Below are 16,125 nucleotides of genomic sequence, written 5' to 3'. Positions count from 1 at the left end.
CAAGGTCATCAGCATAGTTTTCAACCTGCCAGAGATTGCGTGATCACACGGGCGCACAGGGCCATCAGGCCGCCAGGCAGCAAACCCAGACCCAGCACTACCAGTGCGTTCACCGACAACAGCACGCGAGCACCGCTGCTTTCGATCGGTGCAGCGCCCTCCACCGGTTCGTCAAAGTACATGACCTTGATGACGCGCAAGTAGTAGAACGCAGCGACCAGCGACAGCAACACAGCCACGATCGAGATCTGCAGCAGCAGACCCGAGCTGGTCGTGATCAGCGCTTGCAGCACGGCCAGCTTGGCGTAGAAGCCCACGGTCGGCGGAATACCGGCCAGCGAGAACATGAACACGGCCATCACACCAGCCAGCATCGGGCTGCGCTTGTTCAAACCGGCCAGATCCGAAATCTGTTCCGACTCGAAGCCAGGGCGCGACAGCACCATGATCAGACCGAAGGTGCCCAGCGTGGTCAGCACGTAGGTGATGACGTAGAACAGGGCCGAGCCCAGACCGTTGCCAGCCGTGACTGTGCTACCGGCCACGACGGTGGGCACAAAACCCAGCAGCATGAAACCCAGTTGAGCGATACCGGAGTACGCCAGCATGCGCTTCAGGTTGGTCTGTGCGATCGCAGCCAAGTTACCCAGCGCCATCGACGCCACAGCCAGAATCAGCAGCATTTGCTGCCAGTCCACGGCGGTGTTGATCAGGCCTTCCACCAACAGGCGGATGGTGATGGCGAACGCAGCCAGCTTGGGCGCGCCTGCCACCAGCAGCGTGGCCGTGGTGGGGGCACCTTGATAGATGTCCGGCACCCACATGTGGAACGGCACCACACCCAGCTTGAACGCCAAACCCGCCACGATGAAGACCAGACCGAAGGCCAGCACTTGCTTGTTGATCTGACCGGTCAGCGTGGCCTTGTACACCTCACCCAGGTCCAAAGAACCGGTGGCGCCGTACATCATGGACAAGCCATACAGCAAGAAACCGGAAGCCAGAGCACCCAGCACGAAGTACTTCATGCCGGCTTCGGTGGCTTGCACGTTGTCACGACGCAGGGACACGAGCGCGTACAGCGACAGCGACATTGCTTCCAGACCCAGGTAAATGGACAGGAAGTTGTTGCCGATGATCATCACCGAGATACCGAACAGCGAGAACATGCTCAGGCTGAACAGTTCACCCTTGAGCATTTCACGGTGCGACGCATAGACCTGCGAGTACGTCAGCGTGGCCATCACGGCCAGCGTGGCGCACAAGGAAAGCAGATGGCCCAGCGGATCGACCACGACCATCTTCTGCATGGCGTACACGGATTCCGTGCCGCCCAAGGCGTTGAAATGCAAACCCGCCACAGCCGCCAGCGACAGCATCGCCAGGAAGTATGTGGGCTTGCGTTGGGGACAGGTGACGAACAGATCCGCGAGCGCGACCACGCAGGCCATGCCCAGCAGGACGATCTCGGGAGTCACCGCGAGCCAGTTCAAATCAGTCATCTTGTGTCGGCCCTCAGTTCAACTTGCTTTGTGCCACGTGCTTGAGCAGCTCGGTCACCGAGACGTGCATCACGTCGGTGAAAGGCTTGGGCTGGATACCCATCCACAGCACGGCGGCCGCCAGCACGGCCAGGATCAGGAATTCACGCGCATTGATGTCGGTGAGTTCACGAACGTGATCGTTGGTGACATCGCCGAAGTACACGCGCTTGTACATCCACAGGGTGTACGCAGCACCGAAGATCAGAGCGGTTGCAGACAGCAGACCGATCCAGAAGTTGTACTGCACCGAGCCCAGGATCACCATCCACTCACCCACGAAACCAGCGGTACCCGGCAGGCCGCAGTTAGCCATCGAGAACAGCAAGGCGAAGGCGGCAAACTTGGGCATGGTGTTGACCACACCGCCGTAGGCCGAGATTTCACGCGAGTGAACGCGGTCGTACAGCACGCCGATGCTCAGGAACATGGCGCCCGACACGAAACCGTGGGAGATCATCTGAACCAGACCACCGACCACACCCAGTTCATTGAAGATGAAGAAGCCCAGGGTCACGAAACCCATGTGCGCGATGGACGAGTACGCCACCAGTTTCTTCATGTCGTTCTGAACCATGGCCACCAGACCGATGTAGATCACACCAATCAGCGACAAGGTGATCACCACCGGCGCAAATTCGTGCGACGCATCGGGCACGATGGGCAGCATGAAACGCAGGAAGCCATAGCAACCCAGCTTCAGCATGATTGCGGCCAGCACGGCAGAACCACCCGTCGGTGCTTCCACGTGCACGTCGGGCAACCAGGTGTGCACCGGGAACATCGGCACCTTGACGGCAAACGCAGCAAAAAACGCACCGAACAGCAGCGCCTGAGGCGTGGCTGGCAGCGGCAGTTTTTGCCAGGTCATGATGTCGAAGCTACCACCCGACTTGTAGTACAGGTAGACCAGCGCGATCAGCATCAGCAGCGAGCCGAGCAGCGTGTACAGGAAGAACTTGAACGCTGCATACACGCGACGTGGGCCACCCCAGATACCGATGATGATGTACATCGGGATCAGCGTGGCTTCGAAGAACACGTAGAACAGCATGCCGTCCAGTGCTGCGAACACGCCGATCATCAGACCCGACAGGATCAGGAAGGCGCCGTAGTACTGGTGAGGACGGTCTTCGATGACTTCCCAACCTGCCAGCACCACGATCACCGTGATGAAGGCTGTCAGGGGCACGAACCACATCGAGATGCCGTCCACGCCCAAGTGATAGAACACATTGAAGCGCTCAATCCAGGGGGCGTGTTCGACAAACTGCATCGCAGCCGTACTGGCATTGAAGTCAGTGATCAAGGGGATGGTGACCGCGAAGCCGATGATCGAACCGATCAGGGCCACCCAACGGGTGACGCGGGCATTTTCCTGGCGGCCGATGGCCAGCAACAGGATCCCGACGGCCACTGGAATCCAGATGGCCAGAGAGAGGATATTGGACATTGTTTGCATGGACCGGTCCTCGCGCTCAGTGCTGCATGAACACGAACCAGGTCATGAGGGCGAACACCCCCAGGATCATGACCAGTGCGTAGTGATAGAGGTAGCCCGTTTGGAACAGGCGGGTCAGCGAGCCGATCAGGCCGACCAGTTTGGCCGAACCGTTCACAGCCAAGCCATCGATCAGAGCAACGTCACCCACCTTCCAGAAGATGCGGCCCAACAGGCGCGCACCAGCGGCGAAGATGTTCTCGTTGATCCAGTCGAGGAAGTACTTGTTCTCGCCCACCACGATCAGCGGACGCAGCACCTTGGCAAAGAAGGCCGGGATCTGAGGCGCAACAATGTAGAACAAGAAGGACGTGGCCACACCACCCAGAGCAAGCCAGAACGGCAGCGTGCCGAACGCGTGCATCGCCATCGCCCATGCGCCATGGAACTCATGCGTCAGCTCATGCATGCCAGGATGCTTGGCTGCGTCGATGAACACCGCCGACTCCAGGAAGTTGCCGAACAACAGCGGCTCGATGGTGAAGTAGCCAATGGCGACAGAGGGGATCGCCAGCAGCACCAGCGGCAGGGTCACCACCCAAGGCGACTCGTGCGGCTCGTGAGCATGACCGTGATCGTCGTCGTGATGATCGTGTTCACCCGGGAACGGCTTGTGGTGGAAGTGTTCTTTGCCGTGGAAGACCAGGAAGTAAACGCGGAAACTGTAGAAGGCGGTCACGAACACACCCGCCAGCACGGCGAAGTGTGCAAAACCGGCTGCCGGCAATTCGCTCGCTGCGACGGCTTCGATGATCGAATCCTTCGAGTAGAAGCCCGAGAACAGCGGTGTCCCGATCAGGGCCAGGTTGGCCAGCAGGAAGGTGATCCAGGTGATGGGCATGCGCTTCCACAGACCACCCATGTTGCGGATGTCCTGATCGTGGTGCATGCCAATGATCACGGAACCTGCGCCCAAGAACAGCAAGGCCTTGAAGAAAGCGTGGGTCATCACGTGGAACATGCCGACGCCGTAGGCCGAGACGCCCAACGCCACGGTCATGTAACCCAGCTGCGACAGCGTGGAGTAAGCCACCACGCGCTTGATGTCGTTCTGGATGATGCCCAGGAAACCCATGAACAGCGCCGTGATCGAACCAATGATCACGATGAAGTTCAGCGCAGCGTCCGACAGCTCAAACAGCGGCGACATGCGGGTGACCATGAAGATACCGGCGGTCACCATGGTCGCGGCGTGAATCAGCGCCGAGATCGGGGTCGGACCTTCCATCGAATCAGGCAGCCACACGTGCAGCGGGAACTGAGCCGACTTACCCATCGCACCGATGAACAGGCACACGCAGATCACGGTGATCAGCAGCCAGTCGGTTTGCGGGAACAGCATCGCGCCCAGGGCTTCGCGCTTGGCAAACACTTCGGTGTAGTTCAGCGTACCGGTGTAAGCCAGCAGCAAACCGATGCCCAGGATGAAGCCGAAGTCACCCACACGGTTGACCAAGAAGGCCTTCATGTTGGCGAAAATGGCTGTGGGCTTCTTGAACCAGAAACCGATCAGCAGATACGACACCAGGCCCACAGCTTCCCAGCCGAAAAACAGCTGCAGCATGTTGTTGCTCATGACGAGCATCAGCATCGAGAAGGTAAACAGCGAGATGTACGAGAAGAAGCGCTGGTAGCCAGGATCTTCTTCCATGTAGCCGATGGTGTAGATGTGCACCATCAGCGACACGAAGGTCACCACGCACATCATCATGGCCGACAGACCGTCGATCATGAAACCGACTTCCATCTTCAGCGAACCCAACGTCATCCACTCATAAACCGTGGCATTGAAGGTCGCGCCATCCAAGGTCACTGCCTTGAGGGTCATCACCGAGATGATGAAGGACACCAGCACGCCCAGGATCGTGATCATGTGCGCGCCGCGACGGCCGATCGTCTTGCCGAACAGGCCGGCGCAGATCGAGCCGACCAGCGGGGCCAGAGGCACCGCCAGCAGCGAGTTGAGAGAAAGTTCTGACATTCTTGTATCTCTCCCGATCAGCCCTTGAGCGTATCCAGCTCATCGACGTTGATCGAACGACGATTGCGGAACAGCGTCACCAAAATGGCCAGACCGATCGCGGATTCAGCCGCAGCCACGGTCAGGATGAAGAAAACGAAGACCTGGCCGTCCATGTCACCCAGGTAGTGGGAGAACGCGACGAAGTTCAGGTTCACGGCCAGCAGCATCAGCTCGATGGCCATCAGCAGCACGATCAGGTTCTTGCGGTTCAGGAAGATCCCGATGACCGACATGGCGAACAAGATCGCGCCCAGCGACAGGTAATGTCCGAGTGTGATCGAGATCATGCTTGGCCTCCAGCCTGGGTGTTGGCGTCAACTTCAACGGGGGCTTCCACTTGGGCTGCCACCTTCACCACGCGCAGGCGGTCAGCCTTCTTCACGCGCACCTGTTCTGCGGGCTTCTGATGCTTGGAGTCCTTGCGCTCGCGCATCGTCAGCGCAATCGCGGCCACCATACCGACCAGCAGGATCACCGCAGCGACCTGAACCGGGAACAGATAGTGAGAGAACAACTCCACGCCCAGCGCCTTGGCATTGGCCATCTTGGCCAGGTCCGGCGCCATCGGCTTGGCCACAGGCAGGTTGAAGCCTCGGGTCAGCACGAAGGACATTTCCAGAGCGATCACGACGCCGATCAGACCAGCGAGCGGGAAATGCTTCCAGAAACCCTGACGCAGGGAGTCGGTGTTGATGTCAAGCATCATCACCACGAACAGGAAGAGCACCATCACCGCCCCCACGTACACCAGCACGAGGGAAATGGCGAGGAACTCAGCTTGCAGCAGCATCCACACACAGGAGGCGCTGGCGAAGGCCAGCACCAGGTGCAATGCAGCGGTCACCGGGCTCTTGGCGGTGATCACGCGGAAGCCCGCGTAGACCAGCACAAAGGCGAAGGTATAGAAAAGTAGGCTTAAGGTGTCCATATCGGGTCAGCGGTATTTCGCGTCCGCCTCCTTGTTGGCTGCAATTTCCTTCTCGTAGCGATCACCCACCGCCAGGAGCATGTCCTTGGTGAAGTACAGATCGCCGCGCTTCTCACCGTGGTATTCGAAGATGTGGGTTTCCACGATCGCGTCCACGGGGCAGCTTTCTTCGCAGAAGCCGCAGAAGATGCACTTGGTCAGATCGATGTCGTAGCGGGTGGTGCGACGCGAACCGTCTTCACGCATGCCGGCTTCAATCGTGATCGCCATGGCGGGGCAAACCGCTTCGCACAGCTTACAGGCGATGCAACGCTCTTCGCCGTTTTCATAACGACGTTGGGCGTGCAGACCACGGAAGCGTGGAGACAACGGGGTCTTTTCTTCAGGGAACTGCACAGTGATGTGCGGCTTCAAGAAGTGACGGCCTGTCAGGGCCATCCCCTTGAAGAGTTCCACCATGAAGAAGCTCGAAATGAATTCCTTGAGGGACGTAGTCATGTGGGGTGCCCCTTCTTATTTCCAGATGTTCCAGGGGGACATCATCCAGCAGCCGACCAGAATCAGCCAGACCAGCGTCAGCGGGATGAAGATCTTCCAGCCCAGACGCATGATCTGGTCATAACGGAAGCGGGGGAACGATGCACGCACCCACAGGAACAGCGTCACGATGATGAATGCCTTGATGCCCAACCAGATCCAGCCGGGGATGAAGCTCAGCGCTTCGACCGGGGGCAGCCAGCCGCCAAAGAACATGATGGCGCACAGAGTGGACACCAGAATCATGTTGGCGTATTCGGCCAGGAAGAACATGGCAAACGCCATACCGGAGTACTCGATCATGTGACCGGCCACGATTTCCGACTCACCTTCGACCACGTCGAAGGGGTGACGGTTGGTTTCAGCCAGACCGGAGATGAAGTACACCACGGTGATCGGCAGCAGCGGCAACCAGTTCCACGACAGGAAGTTCAGGCCCATCGCGGCGAACTGACCCTTGCCTTGGCTCAGGACGATGTCGGTCATGTTCAAGGAACCAGCCGTCATCAGCACGATCACGAAGCAGAAACCCATCGCGATTTCGTAGGACACCATCTGGGCCGACGCGCGGATGGCACCCAGGAAGGCGTACTTCGAGTTGGATGCCCAGCCAGCGATGATCACGCCATAGACTTCCAGCGACGTGATGGCCATCAGGAACAGCAAGCCTGCGTTCACATTGGCCAGTGCCACTTCGGGGCCGAAGGGAATCACCGCCCATGCAGCCAGAGCCGGCATGATGGTCATGATGGGGCCCAGGAAGAACAGGCCCTTGTTGGCGGCCGACGGGATGATGATCTCTTTGAAGATCAGCTTGACCGCGTCAGCGATGGGCTGCAGCAAACCGGCCGGACCGGTCCGGTTAGGACCTGGACGGATCTGCGACCAGCCAATGGCCTTGCGCTCCCAGAGGGTCAGATACGCCACGCAACCCAGCAGGGGCAGCAACAGCGCCACGATCTTGATCAGAGACCAGACCACGGGCCATGCTGCGCCAAGGTTGGCGGCACCAGCGTTGTACAGGGTGTCAATCATCTGTTGTCTCCCCTACCCTTCAGGCCTTTTCGACGCGGATTGCGCCGAACGAAGCACCCAGGGTGGCGGTGGCAGCGGTACCGGCCGGCACGCGCACGACGTTGGCAGGCAAGCTGGCGTCCAGTACGGCAGGCAGCACAGCCTCGGCGCCGTCTTGCGACACCTTGACTTGCGCACCTGCGCTCAGACCCAACTCAGCCCACAAGGCTTGCGGCAAGCAGGCCACCGGCGCCTTGGCGTCGGCCGTGGCTTGCAGCGCGGGCGCACGACGCACCAGGGCATCCGCACTGTAAATCGGCACGTCAGCCAGGCGTTCCAGACCACCGGTCGAACCCACAACGTTGACCGACGCGCTGATGGCGTTGTTCAACTTGGCAGGCAGTGCGGCCAGATCACCCAGAGCGGCCGCCTTGACCTCTTCCGAGGTTTCAAAACCGAACCCATCCAGGCCCAGCATCGTGCCAAGCACGCGCAGCACCTTCCAGGCAGGACGGGCATCGCCTTGAGGCTTGACCGAGCCGTGGAAGCTCTGGACACGGCCTTCGGCATTCACGAACGTACCGGAGGTCTCTGCGAAGGCAGCGATCGGCAAGATCACGTCGGCGTAATCGTTCGCTGAGGTCTTGAAGGCCGACAGGGACACGACCATGTCGGCCCCCAGCACCGCAGCCATGGCCGCAGACGGGTTGGCCGCGTCGAATTCAGGCTCGACGCCCAGCAGCACGAGGCCCTTGAGACCCTTGCCAGCCAGCATTTGCCCTGCGTTCAGACCGCCTTGCTTCGGCTGTGCGCCCACCAGTTGGGCACCCACCGTGTTGGCCGACTCACCGAAGAAACCCAGCTTGGCGCCAGTTTGCTCGGCAATCCATTGACCCAGCGCTTGCAGCGACGCGGCTTGAGGATGTTGAACGGCTGCGTTGCCCAGGAACACGGCGCCGTTTTGACCCGACAACAGCGAAGCGGCAATGGCCTTGGCGGCATCGGTCACGTTGCCAGCGGCGGGGGCGCTCACGCCCTTTTCGGCAGCCACGGCGGCTGCGATGTCAGCCAGGGCTTGAACCCAGGAACTTGGCGCCACGGTCACGCGGTTGGCGACAGACATCAGCCAGTCATCGTTCACGCCGCCCACAGCGGAGATCTGCGCACCACGCTTGGCAGCCTGACGCAGACGCGAGGCGAACAGCGGATGGTCCTTGCGCAAGAAGGAGCCGACCACCAGCGCGCGGTCCACATTGGACAGCTCGGCGATGGACATGCCCAGCCAGCGTGCACCGGCACCTTGACTGAAATCAGCCTGACGCAGACGGGTGTCGACGTTGTCGCCACCCAGGCCACGCACCAGTTGCGCCAGCAAGAACAGCTCTTCGACAGTGCTGTGCTCGGTGGCCAGTGCACCGATGGCGGCAGCACCGCTTTCAGACTTGATGTTCTTCAGACCATTGGCCACGTATTCCAGGGCCGTGGTCCAGTCGACTTCGCGCCACTCACCGCCCTGCTTCAGCATGGGCTTGGTCACGCGTTGATCGCCGTTGAGCGCTTCGTAGCTGAAACGATCGCGGTCGGCGATCCAGCACTCGTTGACATCTTCGTTTTCAAACGGCACCACACGCAGCACCTTGCCGTTCTTGACCTGAACAATCAGGTTGGCACCGGTCGAGTCATGGGGGCTGACGCTCTTGCGACGAGACAGTTCCCACGTACGGGCGTTGTAGCGGAAGGGTTTGCTGGTCAGCGCACCGACCGGGCACAAGTCGATCATGTTGCCCGACAGCTCGGAGTCCACCGATTGACCCACAAAGGTCTCGATCTGAGCGTGCTCACCGCGGTTGACCATGCCCAGTTCCATGACGCCGGCCACTTCCTGACCGAAACGCACACAACGGGTGCACTGGATGCAACGGCTCATCTCTTCCATGGAGATCAGCGGACCGACATCCTTGGGGAGGACCACGCGCTTCTCTTCGGTGTAACGCGACGAGTCGCCACCGTAACCCACGGCCAAGTCTTGCAACTGGCACTCACCGCCTTGGTCGCAGATCGGGCAATCCAGCGGGTGGTTGAGCAGCAAGAACTCCATCACGCTCTTTTGCGCCTTGATGGCCTTGTCGCTCTTGGTGCGAACGATCATGCCTTGCGTCACGGGCGTGGCACAAGCGGGCATGGGTTTGGGCGCCTTCTCGATGTCCACGAGACACATGCGGCAGCTGGCAGCCACCGACAGCTTCTTGTGATAACAGAAGTGCGGAATGAAGGTCCCATTCTCTTCCGCAGCACGGATGAGCATGCTGCCTTCCTGGGCCTGGACTTTTCGTCCGTCGATTTCGATTTCAACCATGTGAGGCTTCCCGCTCAGATGTAGGCCGGGACCGTGCAGGTCTTGTTTTCGATGTGGTGCACGAATTCATCGCGGTAGTGCTTGATGAATGCGCGCACCGGCATGGCAGCCGCGTCGCCCAGAGCGCAAATCGTGCGACCCTGGATGTTTTCGGCGACGTTGTCCAGCAACGCGATGTCTTCCGGACGGCCTTGGCCGTTTTCAATGCGGTCGACCAGGCGCCACAGCCAGCCCGTGCCTTCGCGGCAAGGGGTGCATTGGCCGCAAGACTCGTGCATGTAGAAGTAAGACAGACGCTGCAGGCTCTTGACCATGCAACGCGTTTCGTCCATGACAATGACCGCGCCGGAACCCAACATCGAACCAGCCTTGCTGATCGAGTCGTAGTCCATGGTCAGTTCCATCATGATGTGACCGGGGATCACAGGCGACGACGAGCCGCCAGGGATCACGGCCTTGAGCTTCTTGCCACCACGCACGCCACCGGCCAGTTCCAGCAGCTTGCTGAAAGGTGTACCCATGGGGATTTCGTAGTTGCCAGGACGCTCAACGTCACCCGAAATGGTGAACAGCTTGGTGCCACCGTTGTTGGGCTTGCCCACGTTCAGGAAGGCCTCGCCACCGTTGCGGATGATCCAGGGAACGGCCGCAAAGGTTTCGGTGTTGTTGATGGTGGTGGGCTTGCCGTACAGACCGAAGCTGGCAGGGAACGGCGGCTTGAAGCGGGGTTGGCCCTTCTTGCCTTCCAGCGATTCGAGCAGCGCGGTTTCTTCACCACAGATGTAAGCGCCAAAACCATGGTGCGCGTGCAGCTGGAAGCTGAAGTCGCTGCCCATGATGTTGTTACCCAGGAAGCCCGCGGCACGCGCTTCTTCCAGCGCCGCTTCAAAGCGCTCATAGGCTTCGAAGATTTCGCCGTGGATGTAGTTGTAACCCACGGTGATGCCCATCGCGTAGGCCGCAATGATCATGCCCTCGATGACGATGTGCGGGTTGTAGCGCAGGATCTCGCGGTCCTTAGCCGTACCGGGTTCGCCTTCGTCGGAGTTGCACACGAGGTACTTCTGACCCGGGAACGTGCGGGGCATGAAGCTCCACTTCAGGCCGGTCGGGAAACCCGCACCACCACGACCGCGCAGACCCGAAGCCTTCACTTCCGCGATCACCTGATCTTGGGTCAGGCCTTCGCCGCCATCCTTGCCCAGGATCTTGCGCAGCGCAGCATAGCCACCACGCGCTTCGTAATCCTTCAGGCGCCAGTTGGTGCCGTCGAGGTCAGCGTAGATTTGAGGAGAAATGTGGCGACCGTGGAAAACGGTTTCCTTGCCCGTCGCCTGGAATTTGGAAAGGTCCAGCATCTTTGTCCTTACCTCACTTGGCCTGAGCCTTGAGCGCATCGACCAACTCATCGAGTTTGTCGTTGCTCAAAAAGCTGACCATCTGGCGGTCGTTGACCAGGGCCACAGGTGCATCGGCGCAAGCGCCCAGGCACTCGCAGTGCTGCACGGTGAATAGGCCATCGGCCGTGGTGCCACCGTCTTCCACACCCAGCTTGTCGCACAGGTGCTGCAGGGCCTTCTGGCCGTCACGCAACTGGCATGGCAGGTTGGTGCACACGTTCAACTTGTACTTGCCAACCGGCTTCTGGTTGTACATGTTGTAGAACGAGGTGACCTCGTGGACCGCAATCGCAGGCATGCCGATGTGATCGGCGATGGCTTGCTCGGCCTCGGGAGAGACCCAGCCCTGCTCTTGCTGGATGATGGACAGACAGGCCATCACCGCCGACTGACGCTGGTCAGCCGGGTACTTGGCGAGTTCGCGGTCGAAGCGCGCTTTGGTTTGTTCGCTCAGCATGATTACTCGGTCACTTAGCGGTCGATTTCACCGAACACGATGTCCATCGTGCCGATGATGGCCACGGCGTCAGCCAGCATGTGGCCACGGGACATTTCGTCCAGCGCGGCCAAATGGGCGAAACCAGGGGCACGGATCTTCAGGCGGTAAGGCTTGTTGGCACCGTCGGAAGCCAGGTAGATGCCGAACTCACCCTTGGGGTGTTCGACTGCAGCGTAGGCTTCGCCTTCGGGAACGTGGAAACCTTCGGTGAACAGCTTGAAGTGGTGGATCAACTGTTCCATGGAGGTCTTCATCTCGACACGAGATGGCGGCGCCACCTTGTGGTTGTCGGTGATGACCGGACCCGTGTTGGCACGCAACCAGTCCACGCACTGCTTGATGATGCGGTTGGACTGACGCAGCTCTTCCACGCGCACGACGTAACGGTCGTAGCAGTCGCCGTTGGTACCGACGGGAATGTCGAAGTCCAGCTTGTCGTAAACGTCGTAGGGCTGGTGCTTGCGCAGGTCCCACACGATGCCGGAGCCACGCAGCATGGCGCCGGTCATGCCCATTTGCAGAGCGCGCTCAGGCGACACCACACCGATGCCCACGGTACGTTGCTTCCAGATGCGGTTTTCGGTCAACAGCGTTTCGTACTCGTCGACCAGCTTGGGGAAGCGCTGGGTGAAATCGTCGATGAAGTCCAGCAGCGAGCCTTGACGGTTCTCGTTCATGCGAGCGATCGTCTTGGCGTTCTTGATCTTGCTGACCTTGTACTGCGGCATGGTGTCCGGCAGGTCGCGGTACACGCCACCTGGACGGAAGTAAGCCGCGTGCATGCGAGCCCCCGACACGGCTTCGTACATGTCGAAGAGGTCTTCGCGCTCACGGAAGCAGTAGATCAGGATGTTCATCGCGCCGCAGTCGAACCCGTGACAGCCCAACCACAGCAGGTGGTTCAGCACACGGGTGATTTCGGCAAACATCACGCGGATGTATTGCGCACGAACCGGCACTTCAATGCCCAGCATCTTTTCGATGGCCAGACAGTAAGCGTGCTCGTTGCACATCATCGACACATAATCCAGTCGGTCCATGTAGGGCAGCGACTGGATGAAGGTCTTGGATTCGGCCAGCTTTTCGGTGGCGCGGTGCAGCAGACCGATGTGGGGGTCGGCACGTTGGATGACTTCGCCATCCAGCTCCAGAATCAGACGCAGCACGCCGTGCGCGGCAGGATGCTGCGGACCGAAGTTCAGGGTGTAGTTCTTGATTTCAGACATGGTTCAGGCGTCCTGCATCAGTGGAGACCACCGTAGTTGTCTTCGCGGATGATGCGCGGCGTGATTTCGCGCAGTTCGACGGTGACAGGCTGATAGATGACGCGCTTTTGCTCTTCGTCGTAGCGCATTTCCACGTAACCATTGGTCGGGAAATCCTTGCGGAAGGGGTGGCCGATGAAGCCATAGTCCGTCAGGATGCGACGCAGGTCGTTGTGACCATCAAAGATGATGCCGTACAGGTCGAACGCTTCGCGCTCGAACCAGTTGGCGCTGTTCCACACGTCGTTGACCGAAGCCACGATGGGGAAATCGTCGTCCAGCGCAAACACCTTCAGGCGCAGGCGCCAGTTCTTGCTGACGGACAGCAAGTGGCTGATGACGCAGAAACGCGGGCCTTCTGCGTAGATGCTCGGGGCGCCATCCTTGTAGGTGGAGTAATCCATGCCACACAGGTCCATCAGTTGCTCGAACTTCAGGTCGGCGTGGTCGCGCAGGGTGCGGCAGATATCGAGGTAATCAGCAGCCGACACTGTCAGGGTGAGCTCACCCTTGACGTTGTCCAGACGCTTGATCTTGTCGCCCAGGATGCTTTCCAGGGCGGCTTGCAAGGTGGCGAGTTTTTGGCTCATGCAACAGCTCCTGATCAACGAGCGATCGTGTTTTCGCGGCGGATCTTCGCCTGCAACTGAAGGATGCCGTACAGCAGCGCTTCAGCCGTCGGAGGGCAGCCCGGCACATACACGTCCACGGGGACGATGCGGTCACAACCGCGCACCACCGAATAGCTGTAGTGATAGTAGCCACCGCCATTGGCGCAGGACCCCATGGACAGCACCCAACGGGGCTCGGCCATCTGGTCGTACACCTTGCGCAGCGCAGGGGCCATCTTGTTGCACAGCGTGCCGGCCACGATCATCAGATCCGACTGACGGGGGCTGGGACGGAACAACATGCCGAAGCGATCGATGTCATAGCGCGCCGCACCGGCGTGCATCATCTCAACCGCGCAACATGCCAGACCGAACGTCATCGGCCACAGCGAACCGGTCTTGGACCAGTTGATCAGCGCATCGGCCGAGGTGGTGATGAAGCCCTCTTTGAAGACGCCTTCGATACCCATGTGAATTACCTCTTGAAGATTCCTGAAGCAGGCCTATCTGAGAAAGGGATCACTCCCAGTCCAGTGCACCCTTCTTCCATTCGTAGACAAAGCCCACGACCAGAATGCTCAGGAACAGCATGACGGCCACGAAACCCGCCATCCCGACCTCCTTGAGCGCGACAGCCCAAGGGAACAAAAAGGCGATTTCCAGATCGAACAGAATGAAAAGGATGGCGACGAGGTAGTAGCGCACGTCGAATTTCATGCGCGCGTCTTCGAAAGCCTCGAAACCGCACTCGTAAGGAGAGTTCTTTGCCTCGTCAGGACGACGAGGGCCGAGCAGGAAGCCCAGCGCCTGAGGGGCGACCCCCACACCCACGCCAACCAGAATGAAAAGGATGACGGGGAGATATTGCTCAATGTTCATCATGTCGCGTGACTTTCAGATTGAACCGTTGCGTGATTGGACCACACGAGAAACGAAAAAGCGCGCCTGGAGTGTGTCGAATCAGGCACAAGCCCGATCTTCCTCATCCACAGCGCGCTTCTGTTGAGTACTTTGCCCCGCAAGGCGCACCCCCGAGAGGCTTGCCCCACATCCGCCACAACCAGCAAGAAGGAAAAAACCAGCGCTGATCATGTTGGCTGCACAAAGACTCGTTTGAAATCTTATGGTGCCGACGGCGAGACTCGAACTCGCACAGCTTTCGCCACTACCCCCTCAAGATAGCGTGTCTACCAATTTCACCACGTCGGCAAGTGAACCTTTTGGGTTCGCTCGTTTGTTTGCTTCGGCTTGCTTGAGGCTTGCTCACCGAAGACTTGGATTCTAAACCGAATTTTCAGCGGTTTACACCCGAGCGCCCAAGTTTGAGCGCATGCGAGCTTATTTTGTCGGGATCAGCGCAGCGCCGGAAGCCGGTGCAGAGGCGGGAGCGGTAGCACTGGCTGCCTGCTCCAGCACACTGGACTGCTCCACCGCACGGTTGCGGTTGGTCCCGAAGTAGGCCAAAGCCAGCGTCGACACGAAGAAGATCGTGGCGGCGACGGCCGTCGAGCGAGACAGGAAGTTCGCACTCCCTGTTGCGCCGAACAAACTACCGGAAGCGCCGCTACCAAACGAGGCCCCCATGTCGGCACCCTTGCCGTGCTGCACCAGAACCAGGCCGATCATGGCCAGGGCGGACAACACCTGGGCCAAGAGCACCACGGTCATCAATGCTTGTTGCATGAAAAATACTCCTGAATCAGTCTCTATGCCGCGACCACGGCTCAAGCCGCGCGGGCAATGGCCGCAAAGTCTGCAGCCTTCAATGCGGCGCCACCAATCAAGCCGCCATCAATGTCGGCTTGCGCAAACAATTGCGCAGCGTTGTCAGCTTTGACGCTCCCACCATAGAGCAGCGGGACCATGGCTGCAGCAGCCAGCGCACCCTTGAGTTGGGCGCGCAAGCAAGCATGCACAGCCTGAGCCTGCTCGGGTGAAGCGGTCTTGCCAGTACCGATGGCCCAAACGGGCTCATACGCCACGACGATTTGAGGCAACTGCTCACCCAAAGTGTCAATGACAGCCTGGAGTTGGCGACCGACCACAGCCTCGGTTTGACCCGCCTCGCGCTCAGCCAAGGTTTCGCCCACACACACGATGGGGACCAAACCATGAGCCAATGCAGCCTTGGCCTTGTCAGCGACCAATTGGTCCGACTCGCCGTGATAGCTGCGGCGCTCCGAGTGACCCACGATGGCGTACTTGCCGCCAACTTCACGGATCATCGGACCAGCCACCTCGCCGGTGAACGCGCCTTGCGCCTGAACCGACACATCCTGCGAGCCCACCGCGATCGCACTACCCTGCAAGGCAGCCGCGACTTCGGACAGGTAGACAAACGGAGGGCACACCGCCACGTCTGCACGCGGCGCCGTGGCAGCCAGATCGGCTGCCAACAGACCCTGGATCAGTTCGGCATTGAAGGCACGACCACCGTGCAGCTTCCAGTT

16 protein-coding genes and 1 tRNA gene are annotated in these 16,125 nt (G+C 59.8%); all 17 read right to left on the bottom strand.

Going from position 1 to position 16,125, the window contains the following annotated elements:
- Positions 1-20: 20 nt before the first annotated feature.
- The gene (nuoN, locus tag ACOYNB_RS11880) at positions 21-1,502 is read right to left on the bottom strand and encodes an NADH-quinone oxidoreductase subunit NuoN (RefSeq protein WP_422839262.1); all 1,482 of its coding nucleotides are present in this window, start codon (positions 1,500-1,502) and stop codon (positions 21-23) included.
- A gap of 13 nt (positions 1,503-1,515) precedes the next feature.
- A complete protein-coding gene (locus ACOYNB_RS11875; RefSeq protein ID WP_422839295.1) occupies positions 1,516-2,994 on the bottom strand; it encodes an NADH-quinone oxidoreductase subunit M in 1,479 nt (492 codons plus the stop codon).
- A 25-nt stretch (positions 2,995-3,019) separates the two neighbouring features.
- A complete protein-coding gene (gene nuoL / locus ACOYNB_RS11870) occupies positions 3,020-5,023 on the bottom strand; it encodes an NADH-quinone oxidoreductase subunit L (protein ID WP_422839261.1) in 2,004 nt (667 codons plus the stop codon).
- Positions 5,024-5,040: 17 nt separating this feature from the next.
- Entirely contained in the window at positions 5,041-5,349 is a 309-nt protein-coding gene (gene nuoK / locus ACOYNB_RS11865) for an NADH-quinone oxidoreductase subunit NuoK (protein ID WP_422839294.1), read from the bottom strand.
- On the bottom strand, positions 5,349-5,993 hold the full coding sequence (locus ACOYNB_RS11860; RefSeq protein WP_374255559.1) for an NADH-quinone oxidoreductase subunit J: 645 nt from the start codon (positions 5,991-5,993) through the stop codon (positions 5,349-5,351). Before ACOYNB_RS11860 ends, nuoK begins: the two co-directional genes overlap by 1 nt.
- Before the next feature lie 6 nt (positions 5,994-5,999).
- Entirely contained in the window at positions 6,000-6,491 is a 492-nt protein-coding gene (gene nuoI / locus ACOYNB_RS11855) for an NADH-quinone oxidoreductase subunit NuoI (protein WP_374255560.1), read from the bottom strand.
- Positions 6,492-6,506: 15 nt separating this feature from the next.
- Complete coding sequence (gene nuoH / locus ACOYNB_RS11850; protein WP_422839260.1) at positions 6,507-7,565, bottom strand: NADH-quinone oxidoreductase subunit NuoH; 1,059 nt, start codon at positions 7,563-7,565, stop codon at positions 6,507-6,509.
- Positions 7,566-7,584: 19 nt separating this feature from the next.
- Entirely contained in the window at positions 7,585-9,900 is a 2,316-nt protein-coding gene (gene nuoG / locus ACOYNB_RS11845) for an NADH-quinone oxidoreductase subunit NuoG (protein ID WP_422839259.1), read from the bottom strand.
- 14 nt (positions 9,901-9,914) lie between these two features.
- Positions 9,915-11,258, bottom strand: a complete 1,344-nt coding sequence (gene nuoF / locus ACOYNB_RS11840) for an NADH-quinone oxidoreductase subunit NuoF (RefSeq protein ID WP_422839258.1) — start codon at positions 11,256-11,258, stop codon at positions 9,915-9,917.
- Between the two features lie 13 nt (positions 11,259-11,271).
- Entirely contained in the window at positions 11,272-11,757 is a 486-nt protein-coding gene (gene nuoE / locus ACOYNB_RS11835) for an NADH-quinone oxidoreductase subunit NuoE (protein WP_374255566.1), read from the bottom strand.
- 14 nt (positions 11,758-11,771) lie between these two features.
- The gene (locus tag ACOYNB_RS11830; protein ID WP_422839257.1) at positions 11,772-13,025 is read right to left on the bottom strand and encodes an NADH-quinone oxidoreductase subunit D; all 1,254 of its coding nucleotides are present in this window, start codon (positions 13,023-13,025) and stop codon (positions 11,772-11,774) included.
- A 17-nt stretch (positions 13,026-13,042) separates the two neighbouring features.
- Entirely contained in the window at positions 13,043-13,654 is a 612-nt protein-coding gene (locus tag ACOYNB_RS11825; protein ID WP_374255569.1) for an NADH-quinone oxidoreductase subunit C, read from the bottom strand.
- A gap of 14 nt (positions 13,655-13,668) precedes the next feature.
- Positions 13,669-14,145 (bottom strand): NuoB/complex I 20 kDa subunit family protein, encoded by a 477-nt coding sequence (locus ACOYNB_RS11820; protein WP_374255571.1) that lies wholly within the window; start codon positions 14,143-14,145, stop codon positions 13,669-13,671.
- 49 nt (positions 14,146-14,194) lie between these two features.
- A complete protein-coding gene (locus ACOYNB_RS11815; protein ID WP_374255603.1) occupies positions 14,195-14,554 on the bottom strand; it encodes an NADH-quinone oxidoreductase subunit A in 360 nt (119 codons plus the stop codon).
- A gap of 245 nt (positions 14,555-14,799) precedes the next feature.
- Positions 14,800-14,884: transfer RNA gene (locus ACOYNB_RS11810), tRNA-Leu, on the bottom strand.
- Positions 14,885-15,013: 129 nt separating this feature from the next.
- Positions 15,014-15,358: a preprotein translocase subunit SecG gene (gene secG / locus ACOYNB_RS11805; protein WP_422839256.1), complete on the bottom strand. Its 345-nt coding sequence runs from the start codon at positions 15,356-15,358 to the stop codon at positions 15,014-15,016.
- 41 nt (positions 15,359-15,399) lie between these two features.
- Positions 15,400-16,125: triose-phosphate isomerase (gene tpiA, locus ACOYNB_RS11800; RefSeq protein WP_422839255.1), on the bottom strand; the 726-nt coding region annotated here is incomplete at its 5' end.

Origin of the sequence: Aquabacterium sp. (assembly GCF_049317225.1) — a bacterium.
Taxonomy (GTDB): Bacteria; Pseudomonadota; Gammaproteobacteria; order Burkholderiales; family Burkholderiaceae_C; genus Aquabacterium.
Note: the sequence above shows the minus strand (reverse complement) of the source record. Positions and strands in the feature narration are given on the sequence as shown.